The 23342-nt window shown below is 40.4% G+C and carries 25 protein-coding genes and 5 pseudogenes; 2 read left to right on the top strand and 28 right to left on the bottom strand.

Annotated features, from left to right (window positions below):
• Positions 1 to 5: 5 nt before the first annotated feature.
• Positions 6 to 979 (top strand): annotated as a pseudogene (gene hemB, locus RS881_RS03860) (porphobilinogen synthase).
• 71 nt (positions 980 to 1050) lie between these two features.
• Positions 1051 to 2337, top strand: coding sequence for a glutamate-1-semialdehyde 2,1-aminomutase (hemL, locus tag RS881_RS03850; protein WP_315819874.1), 1287 nt, complete (start codon positions 1051 to 1053; stop codon positions 2335 to 2337).
• Between the two features lie 9 nt (positions 2338 to 2346).
• On the opposite strand, the gene RS881_RS03845 is transcribed toward hemL, so the two are convergent.
• The 28 genes and pseudogenes from RS881_RS03845 to RS881_RS03710 all read right to left on the bottom strand — a co-directional run bounded on the left by RS881_RS03845 (position 2347) and on the right by RS881_RS03710 (position 23316).
• Complete coding sequence (locus RS881_RS03845) at positions 2347 to 3024, bottom strand: tyrosine-protein phosphatase (protein WP_315819873.1); 678 nt, start codon at positions 3022 to 3024, stop codon at positions 2347 to 2349.
• Between the two features lie 95 nt (positions 3025 to 3119).
• Positions 3120 to 4037 (bottom strand): annotated as a pseudogene (gene fcl / locus RS881_RS03840) (GDP-L-fucose synthase); the annotation flags it as partial.
• A gap of 62 nt (positions 4038 to 4099) precedes the next feature.
• The gene (gene gmd / locus RS881_RS03835; protein ID WP_315819872.1) at positions 4100 to 5215 is read right to left on the bottom strand and encodes a GDP-mannose 4,6-dehydratase; all 1116 of its coding nucleotides are present in this window, start codon (positions 5213 to 5215) and stop codon (positions 4100 to 4102) included.
• Positions 5216 to 5245: 30 nt separating this feature from the next.
• Positions 5246 to 5974 (bottom strand): glycosyltransferase family 2 protein, encoded by a 729-nt coding sequence (locus tag RS881_RS03830; RefSeq protein WP_315819871.1) that lies wholly within the window; start codon positions 5972 to 5974, stop codon positions 5246 to 5248.
• Between the two features lie 9 nt (positions 5975 to 5983).
• A pseudogene (locus RS881_RS03820) lies at positions 5984 to 7088 on the bottom strand (carbamoyltransferase family protein).
• A 127-nt stretch (positions 7089 to 7215) separates the two neighbouring features.
• The gene (locus RS881_RS03815) at positions 7216 to 7698 is read right to left on the bottom strand and encodes a carbamoyltransferase N-terminal domain-containing protein (protein ID WP_315819869.1); all 483 of its coding nucleotides are present in this window, start codon (positions 7696 to 7698) and stop codon (positions 7216 to 7218) included.
• A gap of 3 nt (positions 7699 to 7701) precedes the next feature.
• Positions 7702 to 8841 (bottom strand): glycosyltransferase, encoded by a 1140-nt coding sequence (locus RS881_RS03810; protein WP_315819868.1) that lies wholly within the window; start codon positions 8839 to 8841, stop codon positions 7702 to 7704.
• 57 nt (positions 8842 to 8898) lie between these two features.
• Entirely contained in the window at positions 8899 to 9978 is a 1080-nt protein-coding gene (locus RS881_RS03805; protein WP_315819867.1) for an asparagine synthetase B family protein, read from the bottom strand.
• 144 nt (positions 9979 to 10122) lie between these two features.
• A pseudogene (locus RS881_RS62520) lies at positions 10123 to 10203 on the bottom strand (hypothetical protein); the annotation flags it as partial.
• The gene (locus tag RS881_RS03800; protein ID WP_315819866.1) at positions 10185 to 10718 is read right to left on the bottom strand and encodes an asparagine synthetase B family protein; all 534 of its coding nucleotides are present in this window, start codon (positions 10716 to 10718) and stop codon (positions 10185 to 10187) included. The pseudogene RS881_RS62520 and the gene RS881_RS03800, both read right to left, overlap by 19 nt.
• A 310-nt stretch (positions 10719 to 11028) precedes the next feature.
• A complete protein-coding gene (locus RS881_RS03795; RefSeq protein ID WP_315819865.1) occupies positions 11029 to 11436 on the bottom strand; it encodes a transglutaminase-like domain-containing protein in 408 nt (135 codons plus the stop codon).
• Between the two features lie 552 nt (positions 11437 to 11988).
• On the bottom strand, positions 11989 to 12369 hold the full coding sequence (locus RS881_RS03790; RefSeq protein WP_315819864.1) for a glycosyltransferase: 381 nt from the start codon (positions 12367 to 12369) through the stop codon (positions 11989 to 11991).
• 668 nt (positions 12370 to 13037) lie between these two features.
• Positions 13038 to 13718, bottom strand: coding sequence for a hypothetical protein (locus tag RS881_RS03785; protein WP_527250382.1), 681 nt, complete (start codon positions 13716 to 13718; stop codon positions 13038 to 13040).
• Between the two features lie 891 nt (positions 13719 to 14609).
• Positions 14610 to 15320, bottom strand: coding sequence for a glycosyltransferase family protein (locus tag RS881_RS03780; RefSeq protein ID WP_315819862.1), 711 nt, complete (start codon positions 15318 to 15320; stop codon positions 14610 to 14612).
• Positions 15321 to 15330: 10 nt separating this feature from the next.
• Complete coding sequence (locus tag RS881_RS03775; RefSeq protein ID WP_315819861.1) at positions 15331 to 15735, bottom strand: hypothetical protein; 405 nt, start codon at positions 15733 to 15735, stop codon at positions 15331 to 15333.
• The gene (locus RS881_RS03770) at positions 15728 to 16213 is read right to left on the bottom strand and encodes a glycosyltransferase family protein (protein WP_315819860.1); all 486 of its coding nucleotides are present in this window, start codon (positions 16211 to 16213) and stop codon (positions 15728 to 15730) included. The genes RS881_RS03775 and RS881_RS03770 overlap by 8 nt, the downstream gene beginning before the upstream one ends.
• A gap of 10 nt (positions 16214 to 16223) precedes the next feature.
• Positions 16224 to 16583 (bottom strand): CgeB family protein, encoded by a 360-nt coding sequence (locus tag RS881_RS03765; RefSeq protein ID WP_315819859.1) that lies wholly within the window; start codon positions 16581 to 16583, stop codon positions 16224 to 16226.
• Positions 16584 to 16757: 174 nt separating this feature from the next.
• Positions 16758 to 17375, bottom strand: a complete 618-nt coding sequence (locus RS881_RS03760) for an FkbM family methyltransferase (RefSeq protein ID WP_315819858.1) — start codon at positions 17373 to 17375, stop codon at positions 16758 to 16760.
• Between the two features lie 181 nt (positions 17376 to 17556).
• The gene (locus RS881_RS03755; protein WP_315819857.1) at positions 17557 to 18051 is read right to left on the bottom strand and encodes an O-fucosyltransferase family protein; all 495 of its coding nucleotides are present in this window, start codon (positions 18049 to 18051) and stop codon (positions 17557 to 17559) included.
• A gap of 384 nt (positions 18052 to 18435) precedes the next feature.
• Positions 18436 to 19152 (bottom strand): glycosyltransferase family 4 protein, encoded by a 717-nt coding sequence (locus tag RS881_RS03750; RefSeq protein ID WP_315819856.1) that lies wholly within the window; start codon positions 19150 to 19152, stop codon positions 18436 to 18438.
• Between the two features lie 457 nt (positions 19153 to 19609).
• Positions 19610 to 20077 carry a glycosyltransferase family protein gene (locus RS881_RS03745; protein ID WP_315819855.1) on the bottom strand — a complete coding sequence of 156 codons (468 nt, stop codon included), beginning with the start codon at positions 20075 to 20077 and terminating at the stop codon, positions 19610 to 19612.
• A gap of 214 nt (positions 20078 to 20291) precedes the next feature.
• Positions 20292 to 20489, bottom strand: a complete 198-nt coding sequence (locus tag RS881_RS03740) for a hypothetical protein (protein ID WP_315819854.1) — start codon at positions 20487 to 20489, stop codon at positions 20292 to 20294.
• 295 nt (positions 20490 to 20784) lie between these two features.
• Positions 20785 to 21728, bottom strand: a pseudogene (locus tag RS881_RS03735) (DegT/DnrJ/EryC1/StrS family aminotransferase).
• A gap of 8 nt (positions 21729 to 21736) precedes the next feature.
• Positions 21737 to 21889: a hypothetical protein gene (locus tag RS881_RS03730; protein ID WP_315819853.1), complete on the bottom strand. Its 153-nt coding sequence runs from the start codon at positions 21887 to 21889 to the stop codon at positions 21737 to 21739.
• Between the two features lie 20 nt (positions 21890 to 21909).
• Entirely contained in the window at positions 21910 to 22374 is a 465-nt protein-coding gene (locus tag RS881_RS03725; RefSeq protein ID WP_315819852.1) for an acyltransferase, read from the bottom strand.
• Positions 22371 to 22604 (bottom strand): hypothetical protein, encoded by a 234-nt coding sequence (locus RS881_RS03720; protein WP_315819851.1) that lies wholly within the window; start codon positions 22602 to 22604, stop codon positions 22371 to 22373. The genes RS881_RS03725 and RS881_RS03720 overlap by 4 nt, the downstream gene beginning before the upstream one ends.
• Positions 22601 to 22960: a Gfo/Idh/MocA family protein gene (locus RS881_RS03715; RefSeq protein WP_315819850.1), complete on the bottom strand. Its 360-nt coding sequence runs from the start codon at positions 22958 to 22960 to the stop codon at positions 22601 to 22603. Before RS881_RS03715 ends, RS881_RS03720 begins: the two co-directional genes overlap by 4 nt.
• Before the next feature lie 32 nt (positions 22961 to 22992).
• Entirely contained in the window at positions 22993 to 23316 is a 324-nt protein-coding gene (locus RS881_RS03710) for a Gfo/Idh/MocA family protein (protein WP_315825018.1), read from the bottom strand.
• Positions 23317 to 23342: the final 26 nt, after the last annotated feature.

The following is a 23342-nucleotide window of genomic DNA, read 5'->3' as shown; positions in this document are numbered from 1 at the left end:
ATCGTATGTATCTACAAAGAAGAAACAGGATATTACGGCAATCACCAGCCATCCGATCACTGGTAGCTGAAACCATATTGACCCCTAATGATTTTATTGTTCCCTTATTCATTGATGAAGGGACCAATGTGAAGCTAGAGATCCCCTCCATGCCGGGCTATTACCGCCAGAGCCTGGATAACACTGTGAAAGAGGTAAAGGAATTGTGGAATATGGGATTGAAAAGTGTATTGCTCTTTATTAAATGCAAGGATGAACTGAAAGACAATAAAGGAACAGAAGCGCTCAACCCCCAGGGATTAATGCAAAGAAGCATCAGGGCTATTAAAGACGCTTGCCCGGAGATGTTGGTGATGACAGATGTAGCCCTGATCCTTTTTTCTTCTTATGGCCATGATGGTATTGTGGAAGGTACAGAGATCGTTAATGACGCCACTGTAGAAGTATTGGCCGCCATGAGTGTAAGCCATGCCCAGGCAGGAGCCGACTTTGTGGCGCCCAGTGATATGATGGATGGTCGTATCAGCGCCATCCGTAGTGCGCTGGAAGAAAACGGCTTTACCCAAACAGGCATTATGAGCTATAGTGCTAAATATGCCTCTTGCTTTTATGGCCCTTTCCGTGATGCATTGATTCAGCCCCAGGATTTGGCGATAAAAAGACCTATCAAATGGATTATGCCAATCGCCTGGAGGCCATTAAAGAAACCCTGATGGACGTTCAAGAAGGCGCTGATATTGTGATGGTAAAGCCTGCACTGGCCTATCTGGATATTATCCGGGAAGTGAAGAACAGCGTTGATGTACCGGTGAGTGCTTATAATATTAGTGGCGAGTATGCCATGATCAAGGCTGCCGCCAAAATGGGTTGGTTGAATGAAGAGAAAGCCATCCTGGAAACACTTACAGCCATTAAACGCGCCGGCGCCGACCTGATAGCTACCTACTTTGCGAAGGACGCGGTGAAGCTCATTTCATAAATAATAAAAGAAAAGGTTGCTGTCCACCAGCGATGTGGCAGTATTAACCATTCACTATTTACAAACAAGGTATGTACGAAACAAGCCAATCTTTATTCCAGCGTGCGCAGCAATCTATTCCCGGCGGTGTTAACTCGCCCGTAAGGGCTTTTAAGAGTGTAGGCGGCACTCCATTATTTATATCAAAAGCAAAAGGCGCTTATCTGTATGATGCAGATGGCAATCAGTATATTGATTATATCGCTTCCTGGGGTCCTATGATCCTGGGGCATGCTTATGAACCAGTTATAAAGGCTATCCAGAAGCAAGCTGTTTATTCTACCTCCTATGGAGCTCCTACTGAACTGGAAATCAAGATGGCTGAACTGATCAAAAGCATGGTACCCAATGTAGACCTGATCCGTATGGTAAGCAGTGGTACGGAAGCCTGCATGAGTGCTATCCGAGTTGCCCGTGGCTATACCGGGCGAAATAAGATCATTAAGTTTGAAGGCTGCTACCATGGCCATGCCGATTCATTCCTGGTAAAAGCAGGCAGTGGAGTAGCCACTTTCAATATTCAAACTGTACCGGGTGTTACGGCTGGCGTAGCAGCAGACACCCTTACCTGCGCTTATAATGACCTGGCAGCCGTTGAAAAACTGGTAGAGGAAAACAAACAACAAGTTGCCGCTATCATTATTGAACCCGTAGCAGGCAATATGGGCTGTATTTTACCAGCGCCTGACTTTCTGAAAGGGCTTAGAAAAATTTGCGATGCCGAAGGTATCCTCTTCATCTTCGACGAAGTGATGACCGGTTTCCGGCTTGCTAAAGGGGGTGCACAGGAAAGATTGGGCATTGATGCCGACCTCGTTACTTATGGAAAGGTAATTGGTGCGGGTATGCCGGTAGGAGCATTTGGCGGGAAGAAACAATTCATGGAAGTCGTTTCTCCCTTAGGCAATGTATACCAGGCAGGAACTTTAAGTGGTAATCCCATAGCAATGATTGCCGGTTACACTTTACTTAGTGTTCTAAATGAACAACCGCAATTATTACAAGAAATTGAAGACAAAACGCTTTATCTCAAAAACGGACTTGATAAAACACTGGCGGATTCCGGCACTCCGTATGTCATCAATCAACTGGGGTCAATGATCAGTATACATTTCAGTGATCATCCGGTAACTGATTTCGCTACTGCAGCAGCTGCCAACAATCAACTATTTAATAAATTCTTTCATGCCATGCTGAAAAGAGGGGTATACCTGCCTCCTTCGGCATATGAAAGTTGGTTCTTAAATAATGCCCTTACCCAGGAAGACCTTGATGCTACAATAAAAGCTACCAAAGAAAGCCTGGACGAGATCTTATAACAATAATTGCTACAGGGAAGCATTTAATATTTTGCCTGAATCAAGAAGGGATTTAACGCCATCCATCAGGGAGGGAGAGGTGCGTAATGCATCCAGATGACGTTCATGGTGCAGATCGGTTCCCAGCAAGTCGATGTATTTCTTTTTAACCAGGTATTGTGCCAGCTCATTAGGTATTTTACCATAATAGCCAGTGAACGATAACAGGTTAAGTTGAAAATAGCAGCCTGCTTCTTTCAATTCATCATACCAACCTTTCTGGGAAACGAGGTAACTGTATCGCTCGGGGTGAGCCAAAATAGGCTTATAGCCTTTTATCTGAAGTTCAAATAACAGTTCTTTAAGGTTCCTGGGTGGGGCTACGAATGAAAATTCCACCAGAACCCAGTTATCTTTCACAGTAAGCAGGGGAATATTTTTGTTTAATAGCCCTTCAAAATGATCATCCAGGAAGTACTCCGCAGCTGCCTTTAAGGGTACATTCAATCCTTCCTGTTGTATTGCCCCTTGTAAAACTCCATGAGCGTTGGAAATGCTGTTTACATCATTCTGATGTACGTCCCACATGATATGGGGAGTAGTAATAAATTGCCGGTAGCCCAATTGCTGCAACCCCTTTATCAACATAAGAGAAGTTGCCTCATCGGGGCTACCGTCATCAATTCCTGGTAACAGGTGCGAATGCATATCTGTTCCCAGGTCACTTAGGTCAACGTTAACAGAACTCTTTTTTTTTTGAAAATAGAGAACATGCTGTGGCAGTGTCTATTTTTATGCCAAACTTATTGCACTACAAGCTCTGCCTTCACAAAATCTTTATATACCTCTTCGATTCCTTCCCGTAATTCTATACTTGCCTTCCAACCCATCTTATTCAGCTTCGTTACATCCATCAATTTGCGAGGTGTGCCATCAGGCTTACTGAGGTCATGTATTATTTCCCCGGAATAGCCAACAATATCTTTAACCATTAGGGCCAGGTCTTTGATTGTTATATCTTCTCCAACGCCAACATTTATCGGCCCTTCCTCATTAAACTGCTGCATCAGAAAATAGCAAGCACTTGCCATGTCATCTGCATGCATAAATTCCCTTCGCGGACTGCCTGTTCCCCACATCACTACTGATGGCTCATTTTTCAACTTCGCCTCATGGAATTTCCGGATCAGGGCTGGCAGAACATGTGAGTTATTCAGGTCGTAATTGTCATTGGGGCCGTATAAATTCGTAGGCATCACCGAAATGAAATTACAGCCGTACTGCGCTCTATAAGCATCACACATTTTAATACCCGCAATTTTTGCAATGGCATAGGGCTCATTGGTCGCTTCCAGTAAACCCGTTAACAGGTACTCTTCTTTTAAAGGCTGAGGAGCCAGCTTAGGATAGATACAGGATGATCCAAGGAACATGAGTTTTTAACCCCCTGCACATAAGATGCATGGATTACATTGTTCTGGACCATTAGGTTACTATAAATAAACTCCGCCCGGTAACTATTATTAGCTTGTATGCCGCCTACCTTAGCTGCTGCAAGAAAAACATAGTCTGGCTTTTCCTGTGCAAAAAAATCGTCGACCGCTTGTTGGTTCCGCAAATCCAATTCTGCTGACGTACGCGATACCAGATTGTTAAACCCCTCTGCCTTCAGTTTTCTTGTAATAGCAGACCCAACCATGCCCCGGTGACCGGCTACATATATCTTATCTGATTTATTCATGAGGTGCAAAAACTTATAATAATTTGTAAAATTAGTTAATTATTATTCAAATTGATTGCGCACATAATAGCCTGAATCCTTCAGCAATACTTCTTTCCGGAATAACTCGACATCATTGGCTACCATTTCCTTAACTAGCCCTGCCAGGTCATATTTAGGCTTCCATCCCAATTGTGTTTGCGATTTGGTAGGATCACCTATCAACAGATCTACTTCCGTAGGACGATAATAGCGGGCATCAACTGCCACCACTTCTTTTCCTATCGCAACCTTAAAATCAGGGTTTTTACAGGCAGTAACGATACCCACTTCCTTTTCATCCTTTCCTTTAAACTCTACTTCAATTCCTACCTCATTAAAGGCCATCCGTACAAATTCACGAACGGGAGTGGTAACACCAGTAGCAATCACATAATCTTCCGGATTAGGCTGCTGCAAGATCAGATACATTGCTTCTACATAATCCTTTGCATGCCCCCAGTCACGTTTTGCATCCAGGTTACCCAGGTAAATCTTGTCTTGCAGTCCCAACGCAATCTTTGATACGCCACGCGTGATCTTACGGGTTACAAAAGTTTCACCGCGCAGTGGCGATTCGTGATTAAACAGGATGCCATTTACCGCATACATTCCGTAAGCTTCGCGATAGTTAACCGTGATCCAGTAAGCATACATCTTAGCTACTGCATAAGGAGAACGGGGGTAAAAAGGCGTTCTTTCAGACTGGGGTATTTCTTGCACTTTCCCATATAATTCAGAAGTAGATGCCTGATAGATCTTGGTCTTCTTGGTCATACCCAGCAAGCGTACAGCCTCCAGGATGCGCAGGGTACCAATACCATCAGCATTGGCAGTATATTCAGGCGTTTCAAAGCTCACAGCCACATGGCTCATGGCCGCCAGGTTATAAATTTCATCCGGTTGTGTTTCCTGGATGATCCGTATTAAATTGGTAGAATCAGTTAGATCACCATAATGCAATTTCAGTTGCACATTCTTCTCGTGCGGATCCTGGTACAGGTGATCAATACGTTCGGTATTGAACAGCGAGCTTCTACGCTTAATACCATGAACGATGTATCCCTTCTTCAATAGCAAATCAGTTAAGTAAGCTCCATCCTGTCCGGTTACGCCGGTAATTAATGCAACTTTTGGCATAGTGTTTATCTGGTTATAAATTGAATAATTTTACGCATGGGTTTGAGCCAGGTCGTAAAAAAATGGTTTGAGATCATTCATGGCCCAGGCCTTTCTATCTTCCCGGTTGGCCCTAAGCCTGTTCTTCAATGATGCATTGCTCATTCCTCCTGAACGCATTTTTACCAGAACATTGGGAATATAGCTTGCACTGGCATTGTTTCGCACCAGAATGCGCAGCATCATTTCATAATCGGCTGCAGATCGTAAATCAGTGTTGAAAAGTCCTACCTCATCATAAATCTTCCGGCGTACGAAGAAAGCAGGATGCGGGGGCATCCAACCATAATAAAAATATCTCCTCTTGTACTGCCCACTCTTCCAATTACGGGTGACAACATAAACGTCATTTTTCTTAACATATTGCAGATCACCGTATACAACATCAACTAAAGGGTCATTAAATGCCGTCATAACCTGGGATATGACCCCTTGATTATCATAAAAGTCGTCCGAGTTCAGGATACCCACTACCTCACCGGTGGCCAACCTTACCCCCTTATTCATCGCATCATAGATACCCATATCCTTTTCTGAAACTACCTGGGCTACATGGGGAAATTCTTTCACAATGTCCAGGGTATTGTCTATTGACAAACCATCCACTATAATATGCTCGATAGGGTGGTAGCCTTGACAGGCAACACTTTCAAGCGTGTCACGTACCGTGGAGGCGCTATTATAAGTGGCCGTAATAATGGTAATTTTCATATTAACCATTCCGGGTAATCACACAATTTTCCAACACCAGCATATCCATATTGGTACGCAGGAAGCATTCAAGGCATTTTCAGGCGAGTTTACAATAGGTTCATTTTCATTGAATGAAGTATTTAGCAAAATGGGCACACCCGTTTTTTGCGGAAAGCCTCAATCAATTCATAATAGCGGGGCGTTACCGCCCGGTCCACAGTTTGTAGCCGCCCTGTGCCATCCACATGGGTAACGGCAGGTATAGCAGCATGCTTTTCTGGCTTGATGGGAAACACTTTCTCCATAAAGGTACATCATCCGATACCTCAAAGTATTCCGAGACATACTCCTTTAATATGGAAGGGGCAAATGGCCTGAAACTTTCCCGGCGTTTGATCTTTGAATTCAAGAGTTCTTTGGCATCCACCCTGCGGGGATCAGCCAGGATTGAACGGGCACCCAATGCCCTCGGCCCAAATTCTGCCCGCCCATTAAACCAGCCCACTACACCGGCATCAATCAGCCGACTGGCTACCTTTTCATACAACTCTTCATCAGTATATCGTGTGTACTGAATATTCCTGGATTGCAGGTAAGCTTCAATACTTTCGTTCGAAAACCTGCTTCCTGTATAAGCCGACCAGATGGGATTTGCCCTTGGCTGGTGCAATAAATGATTATGAACATACAGGGCAGCTCCCATAGATATACCAGCATCATGGCCCGCCGAAGGGATATAGACCTGCTTAAAACTTGTCTTTCGGGTAATCTTGCCATTAGCTACTGAATTTTGAGCTACCCCGCCAGCGATACATACAGCCGGAAGGCCAGTTCGCTTTTTCAAATGTTCTAATAGGTGAAAAATTAACTCTTCAGTAATCCGCTGTATGGAGGCAGCAAGATCCTTATGATATTGAGAGAGTGGTTCCTCTTTTTTACGAACAGCCCCAAACTTTTCCTCCATATAAGGAGAAAACAGTGGCGCCACTACGGGAATATGATCATCACCATAAGACACGATACCCTGTTTAGCCGACCTGAAATATTTCAGGTTCAGCGTAAATAGTCCATTATTATTAAAAAGCAAGACATCTCTTAGCTTGTCTACATACTTAGGTTCACCATAAGGCGCTAATCCCATTACTTTGTATTCATCTCCATAGTGCGGGAAACCAAGTAGTTGGGTAAAAGCTGTATAAAAAGGCCAACAGAATGCGGAAAGTCAATAGAGTCGATAACTTCTATTTTATTGCCTCTACCAACACCAATCATGGTAGTGGTAAAATCGCCTGATCCATCAATCGACAATAAGGCAGCTTCTTCAAAGGGGGAGGCAAAAAGGCTGAAGCCAGGTGACTACGATGGTGTTCTACCTGATGTATTTTGCCTTTTATCACAGATCTATCCAGGCTATTGTCCAGTGTGAGGAATTCATCTTCCAGCGTAGATACCTTACGGGCATTTTTAAGCCTGTCTACAACAGCATTCCAACCACCTCCTGGGTTCTTAAGTAAGAACATTATTTTATTTCGCAGTTTGGCGTAAGGGTCCCGGCCGATAGCTATATGATCTACCTCTGCCAAGGTGATGCCAGCTTCCTGAAGACAAAATTGAACTGCCATGGAAGGAAACCCTGCCCAGTGTTTAATCCGCCGGAAACGTTCTTCTTCTGTAGCTGCAATCATGATCCCATCCTTAAAAATTGCTGCGGAAGAATCCGCATGATAGGCATTAATTCCAAGTATATACATCGCTCAGTTAAATAGCTTTTGATAAATTATTTTTAGTTCCTCATTATTGATCGTCTGCTGAACATGCTGCCAGGCGCCCAACGACCATTGATCATATTCTACCTGCCCAAAATCAGCCGCCACCTGCATGGCCTTAATAAACTGTTGTGGCTCTTGCAATGAAAGATCCCATCCTGCATGACCAGCCTGTAAGTTCCTCCAGGGTGTTTGATCACTAATCAAAGCAGGCTTCCCACTCGCAAGGGCTTCAAAAATAGCATGCCCAAAGTTTTCACCCCGGGTAGGGAGGCCAAAAATATGATGTTCAGCAATAATAGGGGCCAATTTATTATTGGGGATCTCACCTCTGAAATCCACCCGGAGATTTCGGGACAATGCAGCTGCCATTGCCCGGCATCGTGCAGCAAAATCTTTGTCCTCTTCATTCCCTACTACTGTGAGAATAATATTTCCTGTTACTTGCCGGAGACATTCCAATAAGAAATCAAGGTTTTTGATGGGATGCAAGCGACCTATAAAAATGATCCTCAACTCACCAGGCATTTTCGAAAGGCTTCCGGGATAAGGCGGGATATAGCCTGGCCAATTTGGTGCCAATACGTTTTTAGTGGCGCGGCCAAATATGTTACTGATATCTGTAAATTCAGTTAAGTCCGTTGCTTGGAAGTCAATATGTCTTTGGAATCCGAAGAGTTTGAAAGCAATCAGGTATACCTTCTTTTTCAATGATTTAAACTGGAGGGCGCTTTTACGCAACATACCGCGAGGTGCCAGTACCACCTTTGTTTTCCATTTTTTTCGCCTGCTGATCAATAGCGGGTATATCGTAAAATACCTCGAAAACATACTGTTGAGATAAATTACGGCAGGGTTCAGATCACTCAAGACGTTGGAAATGGTTTGTATATTGAGATGGTCGGGTGAGCAGTAAAAGACTTTTACCTTTTCATCATAGGTCAACCATTCATTTACCTGAATACCCTGGTATGCGGAATCAGACCCCAAATCCCTATCGCCAGTAAAAACATATACATCATAATCATGCTGCATATGCCTTACAAAATTCACGGCAGAACGGATTGGCCCGCCCGCCTTATAACCCGGGTCGAACCAGTCTATACATACTACTATGGTTTTTCGCACGATCTTTACTTAAATAACATTATTAGAAGTCATTCTTCTCCATCCAATAGGCCAATACTACAAATAACCACAGTTCCATCCACCGTACTTCCGGATCCCCTTCTTAAAGCGTGCCCAATAATCCATCAGCGCCTTTCCTTGTATAAAATCACGTTCTGCTATCCGCCTCAGACGCTGATCGCAAAAATCATGCAACTCGCCCTTCATCCATACTGCCCAAGGGAATAAAAACCCTTGCTTACGGCGATGTACAATTTCAGGAGGTAAAATCCCTTGCAGCGAATCCACCAACAGGCTCTTAGGAGTGTGCGGGAACTTCAAACCATCAGAAACGCCCAATACATAAGTTACCAGGTCATGGTCGAAGAAAGGCTCCCTTACTTCCAAGGATACCGCCATACTCATTTGGTCGGTATCTTTCAATAATGTATGTTGTGTATACCCGAGGTATTCGGCTATCGAGACCTGACTTAAAGCCGGGAATTTTTCAAAACCTCCATTCAGCGCCAACAGATTACTTTCAAGTGCTGTGGTTCCCTCACCCAGATGAGTTAATTTTGATAATAAGGAAGGAGCAAAAATTCTCCTGAACTCTGGATAGAAAGCGTTTATAGAGCAAGTCGAAGCTCTCAACAATTGCTGAACCCTACCGACCTTGTTGGAACCTTTAAGTGATAAAGCCCCAGCAGCCAACTTCCTTGCCCAGCCCATAGTTCCCCATACTCCGTTATATTTCTTCAACTGTAGGTATTGCCGGAAAAATGGATACCCGGCAAACAATTCATCCCCACCCACTCCCGATAATGCTACCGTAAGCCCGCTTTGCCGGATGGCCTTCGATACTACATACGTATTTACACCATCTCCACTAGGCGTATCCATCGCATCCAAAGCATTGGTAAGTTCATCCAGGAATACCGATGGCTTTAACAAAACCTGGTTATGGTGTGTATTGAATTTTCTGGCTACTTGTGCCGCATACTCCGATTCATCGAATTCTTTTTCACTGAAACCTATGGTAAAAGTATTGGGCCGTGATTTACTTACTTCGGCCATCAATCCTACAACTGCGCTGGAATCTATTCCTCCAGACAAAAAAGCACCTATAGGCACATCACTCACCAGACGTCGCTCCACAGAATTTCTGAGTAATTCCCGAATACGTTTCAATACCTGCTCCCGATCTCCATAGTTTTCTTCGGAGACTACAGCAGTAATGTCCCAATACTTCTTTGTAACAGCTTGTGTATCACGGATGGTAATACAAGAACCGGCATCCAGTTGCTGAATACCATCAATAACAGATAAAGGAAAGCCGACGGACTGATAACTAAGAAATTCCCTTACTGCAGCTGTATTGATCTTTTTAGGAACCAGGCGGCTGGCAAGTAGCCCCCTGATCTCAGATGCAAAAAGAAAAATTCATCGTTGATATAATAGTAAACCGGTTTTACCCCCATGCGGTCTCGAGCTATAAATAACTCCTGCGTTAAAGTATCCCAGATAGCAAAGGCAAACATGCCTTTTAGGTAAGTAAGGCTATCGATACCCCATTTTATATAGGCAGCCAGCAATACTTCGGTATCCCCATTGGTAGTAAATGGATAATCGGTCAGGCGATCTTTGATTTCCTGATAATTATATATCTCTCCATTAAAAACAATCCGATAACGACCAGTATGGTCTGCAAATGGTTGATTAGCTGCGTCTGATAAATCGATAATGGAGAGTCTACGATGCCCCAATGCTAACCGGTCATGGACGTAATCATTATGTGCATCAGGTCCCCTGTGGGCCATAGCATCTGTCATCTTTTTAATCAGGGTCTGATCCGCAACAGGATGCTTAAAATAAAGAATACCGGCAATGCCGCACATACAATAAAAAGAAGTTTAAGAGTAAAAGCTAAAGAAATAAAGAGAAACTATAACTACTCCATGTGACCAATAGCTTAATAATCGATTAATCCAACAATTGGCACGAGTAGTCGGAACGGCAAAAATAAAATGATAGTATTGAGTGGTCAGCTCATTGATTGAACCTGAATGGCAGCCTGATCGACCTGGGAATTCGTTTCCCTTATAGGAATTAGGGCCTTGCGCCTGCCCTTAATAAGCATGTTTATTGAGAACAAAATCACCAGGAAATAAGCACCAAGGGTAATATTGAATAAAACCTTGTATTTGTTTAGGCCCAGACTCCGAAGAGAATAATTATCTGTTTTTCTTTGCCCATTGTCCAATACATAATGTTTTTTATCAAAGGCATCACAACGGGAATCTTATCCCAATTGGTATAACGTGCCCCTTCGTACCTGTAAGCCATGTTATAATTAGCAGGTAGTTGCTGCTGGTAATAACTCCAGTTATTTTTAACGTCATTAAAACCAGCCAGTTGGCCATTGAGCCTTCTAAAATAAACATTACTTAAGGGATCCAGCACAACCCAACCATAGGAAGCTTTTGCTTCAACAATAATGTGCCCCGCACTTTGACCCTTTACCGTCATTTGGGGAATACGCACATCTACATTCATTTCACGTAATAGCCGCGCAAGTACATAAGCATGGCTACCACAGGCTCCTTGAGCAGTCATTAGATCAACACTAACCGGCTGAATATAACTAGCCTTAACTCCATCAACATGATTTTTTCAAATACAGCCAGGCGTCTTTCCCCAGATCATGCACCAGGTGCAAACTTCTTACAAGGATGCTATCTTCGGAATTTACTGATGATGAATTGGCAGAAGTCGTAGGATTATGAATATAGGTAGCTATTGAGGAAAAAGGTTCTTTTCGTATTGCTTTTCTGTATAGAAATAGATCAGCAATGCCAATAAAAACCCATTTAGGAAAACAAGTAAATATTTTACTCTTTGAGTAAAGAATGACTGTGGCCGGATTGTGCGTCGAATTAGATTCATAAGATAGCGACATTGAGCATAAGGGATTCCATGTCGGTATCGGATTCAGAGGGAGCATACCTGCATTCTTGAATATTATCTTATATACTGATTTCCACAATATTATAGATAGAAATATTACAAAAGTAGGTAGCCGTTGCATATTACTAAAAATCAGGAGTATTGGATCAACTTGGAAATTAAAATGCTATTAAATAAGGATTTTACACTTTAAATAAAAGGTTAATTCTTCGCTAGTTTATTATACTGCCCCAAATATTTTTCTGCGATAACTGCTGCTTCATATTGTTTTACATTTTTAAAACCATTTTGAACAAGGTCTTCCCGGTAAGCCCTATCGCTTATCACTTGCTTTATGCCCTTTCTAATCGACCCTACGTCGAAGGGGTCCACTAAACAGGCACCTTGACCGGCCACTTCTTTCATGGGACTTATGTTACTAGTGACTACTACACGTCCTGATTTTTGGGCTTCAATGATCGGCAACCCAAATCCTTCATAAGTAGAGGGGAATAAGACCATATCGGCATTCGCGTAAACATCAGCCAGCACTTGTTCAGATAATCCACTTAATTGTTGAAAAGAAATACCCGCATTAACCAATGAAAGTCTTTTTCATTTCGTCCAATTGACCAATTATAACTAGCTGGCAAGGAATGCCTTGCAGAGCAGCTATAACCTTTTCAAGGTTTTTATTGGGAGTAGATCCAATGAACAGGAGAACTGGTCGAGAAGTATTAAAGTCTCTTTTTAAATAATAAAACTGATCTCCGACAGGATTAGGTACGACTACTACCTTATCAGGAATACATCCGGTGAATTTTATTATCTCGTCCCGTGACTTATCAGAAATGGTAGTAATCAATCGGCAATGCCGCACTGGTAATTTAAGAAAAACCAAGTCAATAACCAGCGTTTGAAGCCGCTAGTATTGTAAAGAAAAACACAATCATGAATGGTGAGGATCGTTTTCTTACCAGGTGTGCACAAAGCAAGATAGTGAACGTCACCTGTTATATGATATACTTCTGAAGTTACTTTTCGGATAACATTGAAGTTCTGCACTATATTCCAAAGAGTTAATCGTGAATGCTTAGCATACACATGATTTATGCTTACTTGCTTATTTAGTATAGAAGCTATTTGCCGGAAAATTTTCTCAATGCTAAAATAGCCTTCTCGCGGTTTTCTGTAAATAAAACTAATTCTCATACTCTCCATTAAATCACCTTACCGATGCAATATGGTTGGGGTACATGGGGTCAAATGCCTTATTGTATTGCAGGTTTAATGAATGATTTTTTGCTATTTTTTTGCTTTTCAATCCCAAACCACCCAGGCAGTAACTTGTACAATAACCATATAAAGAAAGCAGACTTAACCAGCGAATTAAGTATTTGCAATGTATCCGTTTCACCAGAATAAGTAATTTGGTAAAACAGAACAGGGATCCAACAAATCAATAATGGAATTCTTTTACTGATTGTAAATACCAACTTGTAAGACCACCGGATAAAAATTCCTAATAGAAACATAAATAGTATTCCTCCAACAACTCCAAAACTACCATACGCTTCTCCTAAAGGCCCAATATTGGTAGACCATCCTTTGATGGAATAACCAGCATAATATTTCATGTTAAACTTTCCTCCAGCCTCCGGTTTATCTGGCCATAAAAAACGAGGGACAATTGAAGCTGCCATTACCTTAAATAGATTATTTCCATTATCGTAGGGTTGGTAGGACGGTATCCTCCGCATAACAAGCGCAACGTTAAACCCCTGATTAGTTCTAATATAGGTGTTGAATACAGCGCGTTCTTCAAACAGTAAATCACCATTTTTGATCGTCTCCATAAAAATGTCAGTAAAAAGTGCAACCCGATTACCTGTATACACCGATTTCCAAACATACTTCCGATATGATCCTTTAACAGCTTGTAACACTAGCATTAGTCCAACAGCAACTACTAAAATTATTACATTCTTTAGGAAGGACCTTTTTCAGAAACAATAAAAAAAGAATAGAGGGTTATGCTCATGTAAGCCACAATAGTAAACATACCAGAGCCCAGAGCAACACTAATGATATAAAATATAAATCCTATGATAATTATCTTTTTATACCTGAATGATGGGGCAAAATAAACATACAGCAATCCGGCAAAGGATGCAAAAAGAATAAAGTGACAAAGAATTGCAATCCACCAGGCAAAAAAACAGCAACCGTATTCATGACCATTCCAACAGCCATTAAATAGATGCCTAGAGTTTTTTTATTCCCAAGAACCTGCCTGATCTTTTAAACGACTCCTGAAGTATTTTTGCCTTCATCAATCGATTCTTTTATCCCTAGTGGCCATGTTAGTGTCAGACAGAAAAGGGAAATAGCAGGTAGTGTATAACCAAAATAAACTTCTTGTTTAACGGGCATATATTTTGACCATATGCGTGCCAGGTTATTGTCAGAAGTAAAATAAATGTACCCAACCAGGGGCATTACCAAACAAGTAAATACGTATAAAATTGATGTAGACTCTCTGAACACAATTCCCTTGCCAGTTTTATCGATGATCATTATCAATAAAACTACAAAAAGAGCAAGTATCAGATTGCGATACCAATCAGTTACTAGTGAAAGTACACTGATAAGCAGTATAAGAATACTGTAAATATACCGGCTATTGATCTTCATTTTAGGAGAAGTAATAGGTGATTTAGTTACAAGTTACATATTGAATTGTGCTTGATTTTGGGGCAAAAACTAGTCGACAATCTGGTTTACAGGAACATAGCCAATCTTTGCAAACCTTCGATTAAATATAGTCCATCCCCTCAAGTGTACTATGTAATATCCAAGAACTTAGATACCAAGGGCAAAACATGACTCTCAAAATAATAATCATTTTGCTTTGGCAGGTATTGAGGTTTTCGGGCCCCGGGTACAACTTCTGAAAAATTCAATTTTTGAAAATCTACCTTCAGAACCTCTGGATAAGTTTTACAGGTCATATAACTTTCACACCCTTTCATTTCCTTCGGGAACCATACATCCAGCCCTAATGCCAGATATTCAAATACTTTATTGGGAGCATTGTAAACATAATTAAGTATATGCCCTTTATACAAAACAATGCCGATATCGTATTTCGGCAACAATTCTGGTAAAGCATCGTATTCAACACTTCCATGAAAATAAATATTGGGCGCTTTGAAGCTGTCAAAAAAGGTCAATACTTCAGGGGTAAAATTGTCGGAATAAATATCCCAATAATAATCATTGGGCTTCTCTGCAATAAACCTTGCAAATGCTTCTACATACATTGTATCAAGGCTCATCGCTCCAACATATACAAATCTTAATTTATCTTGACTTTGCTTGGCGCTCTTTTCGGATCGCTGACTCCAACTTTGAGGAGGATAATTAGGTATTGCCTGAATTTTTTGAGGTGCAGCTTTACCTATGTCATTCCTAAATAATTCTGCCCGGTAGGTATTTGTATGGGAAACCCAAGTTGCTTTCTTGTATATTGTTTTTCCAGGTAATGTAGCCAACGTCCGACAATCATACCTTGCTTATACTCAATTGGGGAGGTATATTCATGATAATGGATAAATAGCTCACATTTTTTATCATACCAGTTCTTATAGAAACATGGCGCGCCAGCAGACAATGACTCATAATACAATATTTTTTGAGGTTTATGAGCACGCAGTAATGAGAAAGCTTTTGTCTGAAATCTGGTATAAAAAAAAGGCGATCAATCCGATTAAGGCCTTCTTTCATCTTCCCCACTCGATGAATAGTAACGCCCTCAACCTCTAGAAGTTTTTTTCCATTATCAGCTTCTGTAGAAATGACCTGCAATTGCAGGCCATCAATCTGTAACCCAGCAATATAACGAAGCATATTGATCACAGGCGGATACTTTTCTAATGGCTGGAAATGAACAATAGCTAGTTTAATCATGTATTACTTCTTTCAACGCTTCTAACGCCTGCAACGCCCTATCGTGATAACTATACCCTGATTGAACACAGCGAGCTTGCGCATTACTTCTTATTTCCCGCGCTTGTTCCGCTGTTAAAGACAAAAGCTTTTCGATAGTAGTAATACATTCTGAAATTCCTTTATACAGGAATATTTCTTTCCAGGAGCAAAAAAGTCGATGTTCTGGTGTATCAGGTGCCAATTGAATACCTCCAATACCCGGCACTTCAAAACTTCGCATGTTATGGGATTCAAGGTTATGCACCCGCATTATATTTAGTTGAATCCGATAGCGATACAAGACTTTCCAAAAATCATTACTATATACGGGAGGGAAGATAGAAATACCATTGTGCGACACAAACCTCTCCCAATGATTTCCAAATAAATCTATCTCCACACCTCTTTCGGCCAACTCTTGAATCTGAATTGCTCTTTCTTTGTCAGGATTGCCCAATAGACAGCATTTAATTACTTCCTTTTGTTCCTGGCATTGCTCTTTGAATACCAGATGGCAACTCGTATCCGAAGGGTAAATAAGCAACCTTGCTTTGAAAACGTTCTTCTAGCTCTTTCTTTATGGCAAAATTATATGTAAAATGAAGATCATACAGGCCTATAGAATTAGTAACATTGCTATTCCCGCTGCCCTTCCCGGTAAATATGAAAGGATTGTCGGGGTTATAGTTAATCAATTTAATTGATTGCTTCCTGGCCCATTCCAAAGAAGAAGGGAGGATTTCCATTCCCTTAAAAACCCATATTATATCAGGCTTAAACGCTTTTACCTTTTGCTTAAACTGTTGATTAATTTTTTGGGTTATCATAGACAACCCAGACTTAAATAAGACCTTATTAATTATGGAAGATTGGTAATAGGCATAAAAACACTTTGAGCTGGAAATTTCTCTACATGAATATGAGCATTTAGTAAATGTGTTTCATAAAACCTTTCAATGGAATATACCTCATCAGACCCTACAATTAAAACTTTCATACTTTCATTTGTTTTTTACAAAAACAACATCGGCCCAAGCAATATTTCCTTTCCCGTAAATAGGGCTATATATATCCTGCAAAGTATACCCATACTGAAAAAGCAGTTTTGAAACATCATGAAACAAAGGTTGCTTTTCGTATTGCTCAATAAAATATACTTCAGAATAGATCAGTGATATTTTACCTTCTTTTAATAAATTACGCGCTCCATGTAATGCATTAAACTCTCCGCCCTGAATGTCCATTTTAAGGATATCGACTTTATCAATCTTCTTCGACTCACAAAACTCGTCTAATGTCAAAGACTCAACTTCAATTTGATTGAGGTTTTCTACTTGCTTATCGGAAGATAACCCTGTATTCTGTGGCTTTAACAAGGAATTCGTATCCACGTTTTTATTTACATAAAATGTTTTTGTCTTATTATTTTCGGCCACAGCCTTTTGATAACAAGAAATCTTAGAATTTTCACTAAACCTCTGTTGCAATATTAAATAGGAATCTGGGAATGGTTCAAATGCATAAATAGACGCTTCCGGAAATGCCTTACTATATGTTTGTGTAACATCACCCCGGTTGGCACCAACATCAAGAATAACGTTCACATTTGCTCCTAACAATTCCTTTTTGACTGAAAATACATCCTTTTGAATTCATTTTTAGCCAATGCCTGTAAATATCCAGTGCCGTGAATCTCAACACCAAATTTGTGCAAGAATTTATTTAACGTCCGCTTCATATCAAAGTTGTGAATAGTACCCAAAATCGTCAGCGCAGCTAATAATCAACCTTTCGATCTAATTAAGAGGGCAGGTCCTTAATATATTTCACAAGGGATTCATTGCTTTCTTCCAGGGGGCCTTCATAAAAACCATCAGGTCTAAGTTTTAAATTCCTTAGACTTGGATGCACAATCACTGGCACATCAGATAGAAAGCCTGCCCAATAACTAAATGTACTACTAGCTGAAGTTATTATGATTTTACTTCTACTCAAAACCAGCATATCCACTATATCTGGATTGCCTTCCATTATCTTTATATTCTGTAGAGCAAGAAGTCCTTCAAGCTCATGACGGTAACCATCAGTTACAATAGTTACAGGCAATTGAGCACCATTTATCTTCCTGATAAGATTAATCATATCAATAAAATATGATTCAGGTGTTCGTACAGCGCCAACTTTATTAAAATCCTCACCAGCTTTCAATTCCCTAAAATCGCCCATCCGAATGTGGAGACCAATTGCCGGCGAACCCAAATCGTTTAACTTTGAAATAACATGTGGGCTTAACATTAATGATAATTCTCTTTTATTAATGTACGCGCGTCCCGTATATGTTCAAAAAAATCGGACCAATGTGGAATCTCCTTAAACCTAATTACTTTATATCCTTCCAAGGCCGACTTCTCACTTTCAAATGAGGGCTCATCTAAAATTCCCGTACCCGAACCCAGCTTTTCCCTTATACGATACCAGAAATGATCATTACTATTTCGGAAGTACCCAAAATATAATCGTTTTACTCTTTCCCTTCGTATCCAGGGGCCAATAGAGAATTTATCCCACCCTCTAACTACTAAAGGAAAATCATTTTTTTGGGCAAAAGCGCAAGCTCTTGCCCAAACCAGTAACCTGTTTCCTAAACCAGCTCTAGGTAATTCCGCAAGCACATAGTGCTTATACATTTTCAGAGGCCTTTAATAGGTCAGTTAATACTCCAGAGTGAGATTGTTTTTGAAATTGCATAGCTATTTTGTGTGAATACTCACTCATTACTTTCACCATATCAGGGGTCAAACACATTTTTTTAATTGTATCAGCCAATAACCTAATATCTCCAAAAGGATATACAAATCCATTTTTACCATGTTGCACATCATCGGTTTCTCCATAACTTCCGCACCTATTGCTAATAACAACCGGGGACCCCATATAAATAGCCTCACTAATGGCTATTGAATGTGGTTCGATTTCGGCTGGGTGTGTGTAAAAATCAGCCGCTGCGTAATAAGCCGGAAGCTCTTCGATGGTCACAAAGCCTGTAAAATGCACCTTACTATCCTTCAATAAAGCAGCTTTGCTTCGTAACTCATTCTCACAATCTCCCGATCCAATGATAAACAAGTGGAGGCAAATACCCTCTTCCTCCAACATTTGCATAGCTTCAATAATATGAACTTGGTTTTTCCAGGAGACCAGTTTACCTACAACAGCTGTAACAATTTCATTAGTGCCAATATTGTAGCGATGTCTGATTCGCTGCCTCAAAGTCGCCCGTTGACGAAAGCTTGTTTCATAATTATATACGTCAATAGGAAAATGCATTCGTATAATTTTCTTATCGGGTACGCCATAGGAACGGTAAAATCCTTCATTTGCATCGCCTACCGACAAAAAAATGGATCGGAGAAAAATAGAGTCGTATAAAAGGATACTTTAGTAACTCTTTCAGCCAGGTACGCTGTTGCCGCTTTTCGCTATCAGAAATATAAGCCATTTTCACCTTGTTCTTCCTTGCCCAGGAATGAGCTCTCTGTTGCAATTTTTGAAAATACCCATATGTAATGATAATTGCAGGTTGATATGCCTCAAGAGCAGAATCCAATGATGGTGCATCTAGGTTCTTGTCTGGCTGTAACGCCACATCACCATTTAAAAAAATATGATCAAATTCTTCAAGTTGAAGATTTCCCCAGGATATTTCTTTTTTAAAATTCGGATCTACATATTTTTTAAGGCCTAAAGCTGAAGCAAAAAAACTTTACAATGCAAATCTGGATGCCTTGAAAAGCTTACATATTGCGGACAGAAATGCTGAATAGGATGAGATACAACTACTGCTATTCTTATCTTACTTTGCATTAAGGATTGTTTCAATTCTTTCAATTTGCCTTTTATAGGTATTATCCCGTGCGAATGATACTCGTTGTGCTTGCTTAGTGCTGCTATTATATTGTTGTAATCTTTCTATTACTTGCTTGAACAAACCTGGCAAGGTTTGATTATTGTCTCGTTCTGGTATCATCTCTATCAAGCCAGGATACTGCTGGTAAGTTGTAACGTTATTGGAAATAATAACTTTACCAGTACTTAAATATTCAATTATTTTATGATAATTAGTCCCTTTACTCTGATCTTTTTGTACATCATAACAAATCAGAAATGCATCCATGTTGTTAATAGCTTTCGCTAAGAACGCAGGCGGTACAGGTCCGTGTAAAATAATATTCTTCAATTGCTTCAGCGTAGAGATAAATATCTGTGTAGCTTCATTCTCTCCTCCGCCGATATTGGATTGCGCGCTGGTATAACTCCCCAAAATTCAAAGACGACAGACGGATTATCCTGAACGATTTGTATCAATACATCTCTGTCAATATCCCCTCTAAGTAAGTTGCCAGCAAAGCCAACATGGATAGGACAACCCATCTTATCACTTTGATTCACATAATTTATAAAGTCTCCAGATAAACCATGATTAATAAAATGCTTTGGGGCAGGAAATGTTTTATACTTTTCAAGTATTTCATGGGTCACCGAAAAATAACATCAGCCTTTTGTGCGGAATTAATAGCTGTGTTGTTTAAAGGTTCATCTACAGGGTGAAAAATTTTATAAACCTTATTTCCCCAGAGTTGGAATGGATACAAATTACCCAAATCAAATGACCAGATAATATCTATTGCACCAGTCTTTTTAGCAATTTCCGAATATGAAATTTCATAAGCCAATGAAACAATGGCAATGCATGAAATTTAATGCGGTAGGGAAAGCCTAATGTGTGCTGTACAAGTATTAAATTATCAGACAATTTTGAAAATTCTACAATTGTACGACCAAAACTGCCCGCTTTTTCTTCCGGTGGGTTTAGAAAAAAATCTTATTCCCTCGTTTGGCGAGTTCGACAGCGTAATGATGCTTGAAACAAACATTTTTCCCCAAGATTGTGGGGAAATAATAAGAATGGTTTTACCAGTCAATCCTGCTCTACTCTCATTTTGCATTTTTCTTCAAGATAATAGCTGGTTAGTTAGCATAAAAAGACCTAATCATTTCACCTACATAACAGACTGCCTCTTCCGTTAACTCTGGATATATGGGAAGGGAAAGAATTTCCTGCTGTAATTGCGTTGCTACAGGAAAATCGGCAGCTGTATGTCCTAAATATGCATAGGCAGGAAGGAATGGTAAAGGAGTAGGATAATGTAAGGTTGTTTCAATGCCTTTTTCTTTTAGAAACTCCATTAATTCATTCCTCTTTTAGCACGGACCACATACAAATGATATGTATGTTTTGACTCCGGTCTCACAGCAGGCAGTACAATATCTGGAATATCTCTTAAATATTGATTGTATAATGCAGCAACACCAATACGTTGCTCTGTCCAATTAAGGATATAGGGCAACTTTGCGGTAAGAATAGAAGCTTGTAATCCGTCAAGCCTGCTGTTAATGCCTTCCATCTGGTGAAAATGCTTTTTAAGAGCTCCATGACTTGCATACATGCGACATTTTTGGGCCAACGCTGCGTCATTTGTTATCATGCATCCCGCATCACCATAAGCCCCTAGGTTTTTACCTGGATAAAAACTGAAAGAAGCAGCAATTCCCGTGATACCTGCTCTCTTTCCTCGGTATTCCGAGAAATGAGATTGAGCGCAATCTTCAATCAGTGCTATATTATATTGATCACAAATTTGTTTTAAAGCCTCTATATCGCACATTTGCCCGTGGAGATGCACAACAATCAACGCTTTTGTATTTTTCGTTATGGCAACTTCAAATTTTGTTTCATCCAGGCTATAATAACTTGGGTGTACGTCAATAAACACTGGCCGTGCGCCTGTTTGTGAAATTGTTTCAGAGCTCGATATCCAGCTATTGGCCACGGTGATCACTTCATCACCAACACCAATTCCCAACATTTTCATTATTATATACAATGAATCTGTTCCATTTGCGCATGGAATAACATGATCTACACCGTACAGCTCAGCAAATCTTTTTCAAACTCTGCAACGTATTTCCCTCCAATGAATGCAGTTTCGTTGATCACATCAGCGATGGCTTTGTCGATGGCTGGCTGTATGCTTTTATATTGAGCCTTTAGGTCTACAAAAGGAACATGCATAATATTAAAAAGTAGTAAGGTTAAATTGAGCGTAGCTTTTTAGCTGGGTTCCCTGCATAAATACCGGGTTCAGTAATATTTTTTGTCACAACGGCTCCTGCACCAATGACTACTTCATCACAAATAGTAACTGGTAATATTGTAGCATTAGACCCAATAGAAACCTTATTCCCGATAATGGTTGACTTCCACTTTGTCTTATCGCCACCAGCGGGGGCTCCGTTGGCAAATAGATCGTTAACAAACATTACTCCATGGCCTACGAAGCAATCATCACCAATAAAAACCAGCTCACAAATAAAACTATGTGATTGTATTTTTACCCGATTCCCGATTGTCACAAGTTTCTGTATTTCTACAAAAGGACCTATAAAACATGAATCTCCTATAGTACAGCCGTAGAGATTTACAGGTTCAACTACCTTTACCTGTTCCCCAAAAACGACATCCTTTATTTGAGCAGACAACATTATAGGATTATTCATAATCTTATAGCCTCCCGATAGATTTTTTCAATGATCTCAACAGTTTTCAATCCTTCAAATGAACTGGTCGAAATCGCAGCATTATTTTGAAGTACTTCAACAAGGTTATCATACACTTTATCATGGTTGCTCATAGAACCTTGGTAGGTGCCATAATTATTTGCTTTATTTCCTTCCGGCAAGTTTGCAATCGTAAACCCTTCTATTTGTTGGTATTCCAATTCATTCAAATATTGCCCCCAATCTTTACTGTCCCTTTTTCACCAAATATTGTGAGCGACCCTTCCATGTTCTTCTGATAGCTATTGACCGTATAATTAATAGTCCCGATGACGCCATTATAAAACTCCAACATCACAGCCCCTGTATCCTCAAACTCAATTATACCTTGGTGTGCATAATTAGCCATCAAAGCTTTTACTTGCCTTACATCTCCTATCATCCAATAAAGTAAGTCTATAAAATGACTAAACTGAGTATATAAAGTACCGCCATCAAGACTGAGGGTACCTTTCCAGGAATTCTTATAATAGTCAGCATTCCGGTTCCAAAAACAACTAAGTTGTATACTATAGATTTTTCCCAACCTGCCTTCATCAATCGCTCTTTTAACTGCTTCTACCGGGGGTTAAAGCGATTTTGTTTAATTGCAAACAACCTTTTGTTTGACCGCTCAGCCGCTTTGATCATTTCGCCACAATCGACTACACTTAAAGCCATTGGCTTTTCACAAAGCACGTGAAAACCAGCATTTAAAGCGTTAACTGCATGTTGTGCATGTAACCCATTGGGAGAACAAACAGACAAGACGTCAATTGCATCACCGCCTTTCAATAATTCATCTATAGAATAATATGCCTTAGCTCCATATTCAGTTGCAAGTTTATCAGCTTTTTCGGGCACGGTATCACATACAGCTACCAAGGCACCTTTTTTGTTGATATGCTCGGCATGCCGTTGAGCAATTC

It is taken from the genome of Paraflavitalea speifideaquila, from assembly GCF_032395985.1.
Classification (GTDB): domain Bacteria; phylum Bacteroidota; class Bacteroidia; order Chitinophagales; family Chitinophagaceae; genus Paraflavitalea; species Paraflavitalea speifideaquila.
This window is presented reverse-complemented; position numbering and strand designations above follow the sequence as displayed.

Bases quoted from the DNA above. Each gene is read 5' to 3' on its own strand.
- hemL (WP_315819874.1), top strand. From the start codon at position 1,051: ATGTACGAAACAAGCCAATCTTTATTCCAGCGTGCGCAGCAATCTATT.
- RS881_RS03845 (WP_315819873.1), bottom strand. From the start codon at position 3,024: ATGCATTCGCACCTGTTACCAGGAATTGATGACGGTAGCCCCGATGAG.
- gmd (WP_315819872.1), bottom strand. From the start codon at position 5,215: ATGCCAAAAGTTGCATTAATTACCGGCGTAACCGGACAGGATGGAGCT.
- RS881_RS03830 (WP_315819871.1), bottom strand. From the start codon at position 5,974: ATGGTTAATATGAAAATTACCATTATTACGGCCACTTATAATAGCGCC.
- RS881_RS03815 (WP_315819869.1), bottom strand. From the start codon at position 7,698: ATGTATATACTTGGAATTAATGCCTATCATGCGGATTCTTCCGCAGCA.
- RS881_RS03800 (WP_315819866.1), bottom strand. From the start codon at position 10,718: ATGTGCGGCATTGCCGGTATTCTTTATTTTAAGCATCCTGTTGCGGAT.
- RS881_RS03795 (WP_315819865.1), bottom strand. From the start codon at position 11,436: ATGACTGCTCAAGGAGCCTGTGGTAGCCATGCTTATGTACTTGCGCGG.
- RS881_RS03785 (WP_527250382.1), bottom strand. From the start codon at position 13,718: ATGCTAGTGTTACAAGCTGTTAAAGGATCATATCGGAAGTATGTTTGG.
- RS881_RS03775 (WP_315819861.1), bottom strand. From the start codon at position 15,735: ATGATTAAACTAGCTATTGTTCATTTCCAGCCATTAGAAAAGTATCCG.
- RS881_RS03765 (WP_315819859.1), bottom strand. From the start codon at position 16,583: ATGATAACCCAAAAAATTAATCAACAGTTTAAGCAAAAGGTAAAAGCG.
- RS881_RS03755 (WP_315819857.1), bottom strand. From the start codon at position 18,051: ATGTTAAGCCCACATGTTATTTCAAAGTTAAACGATTTGGGTTCGCCG.
- RS881_RS03730 (WP_315819853.1), bottom strand. From the start codon at position 21,889: ATGCATGTTCCTTTTGTAGACCTAAAGGCTCAATATAAAAGCATACAG.
- RS881_RS03725 (WP_315819852.1), bottom strand. From the start codon at position 22,374: ATGAATAATCCTATAATGTTGTCTGCTCAAATAAAGGATGTCGTTTTT.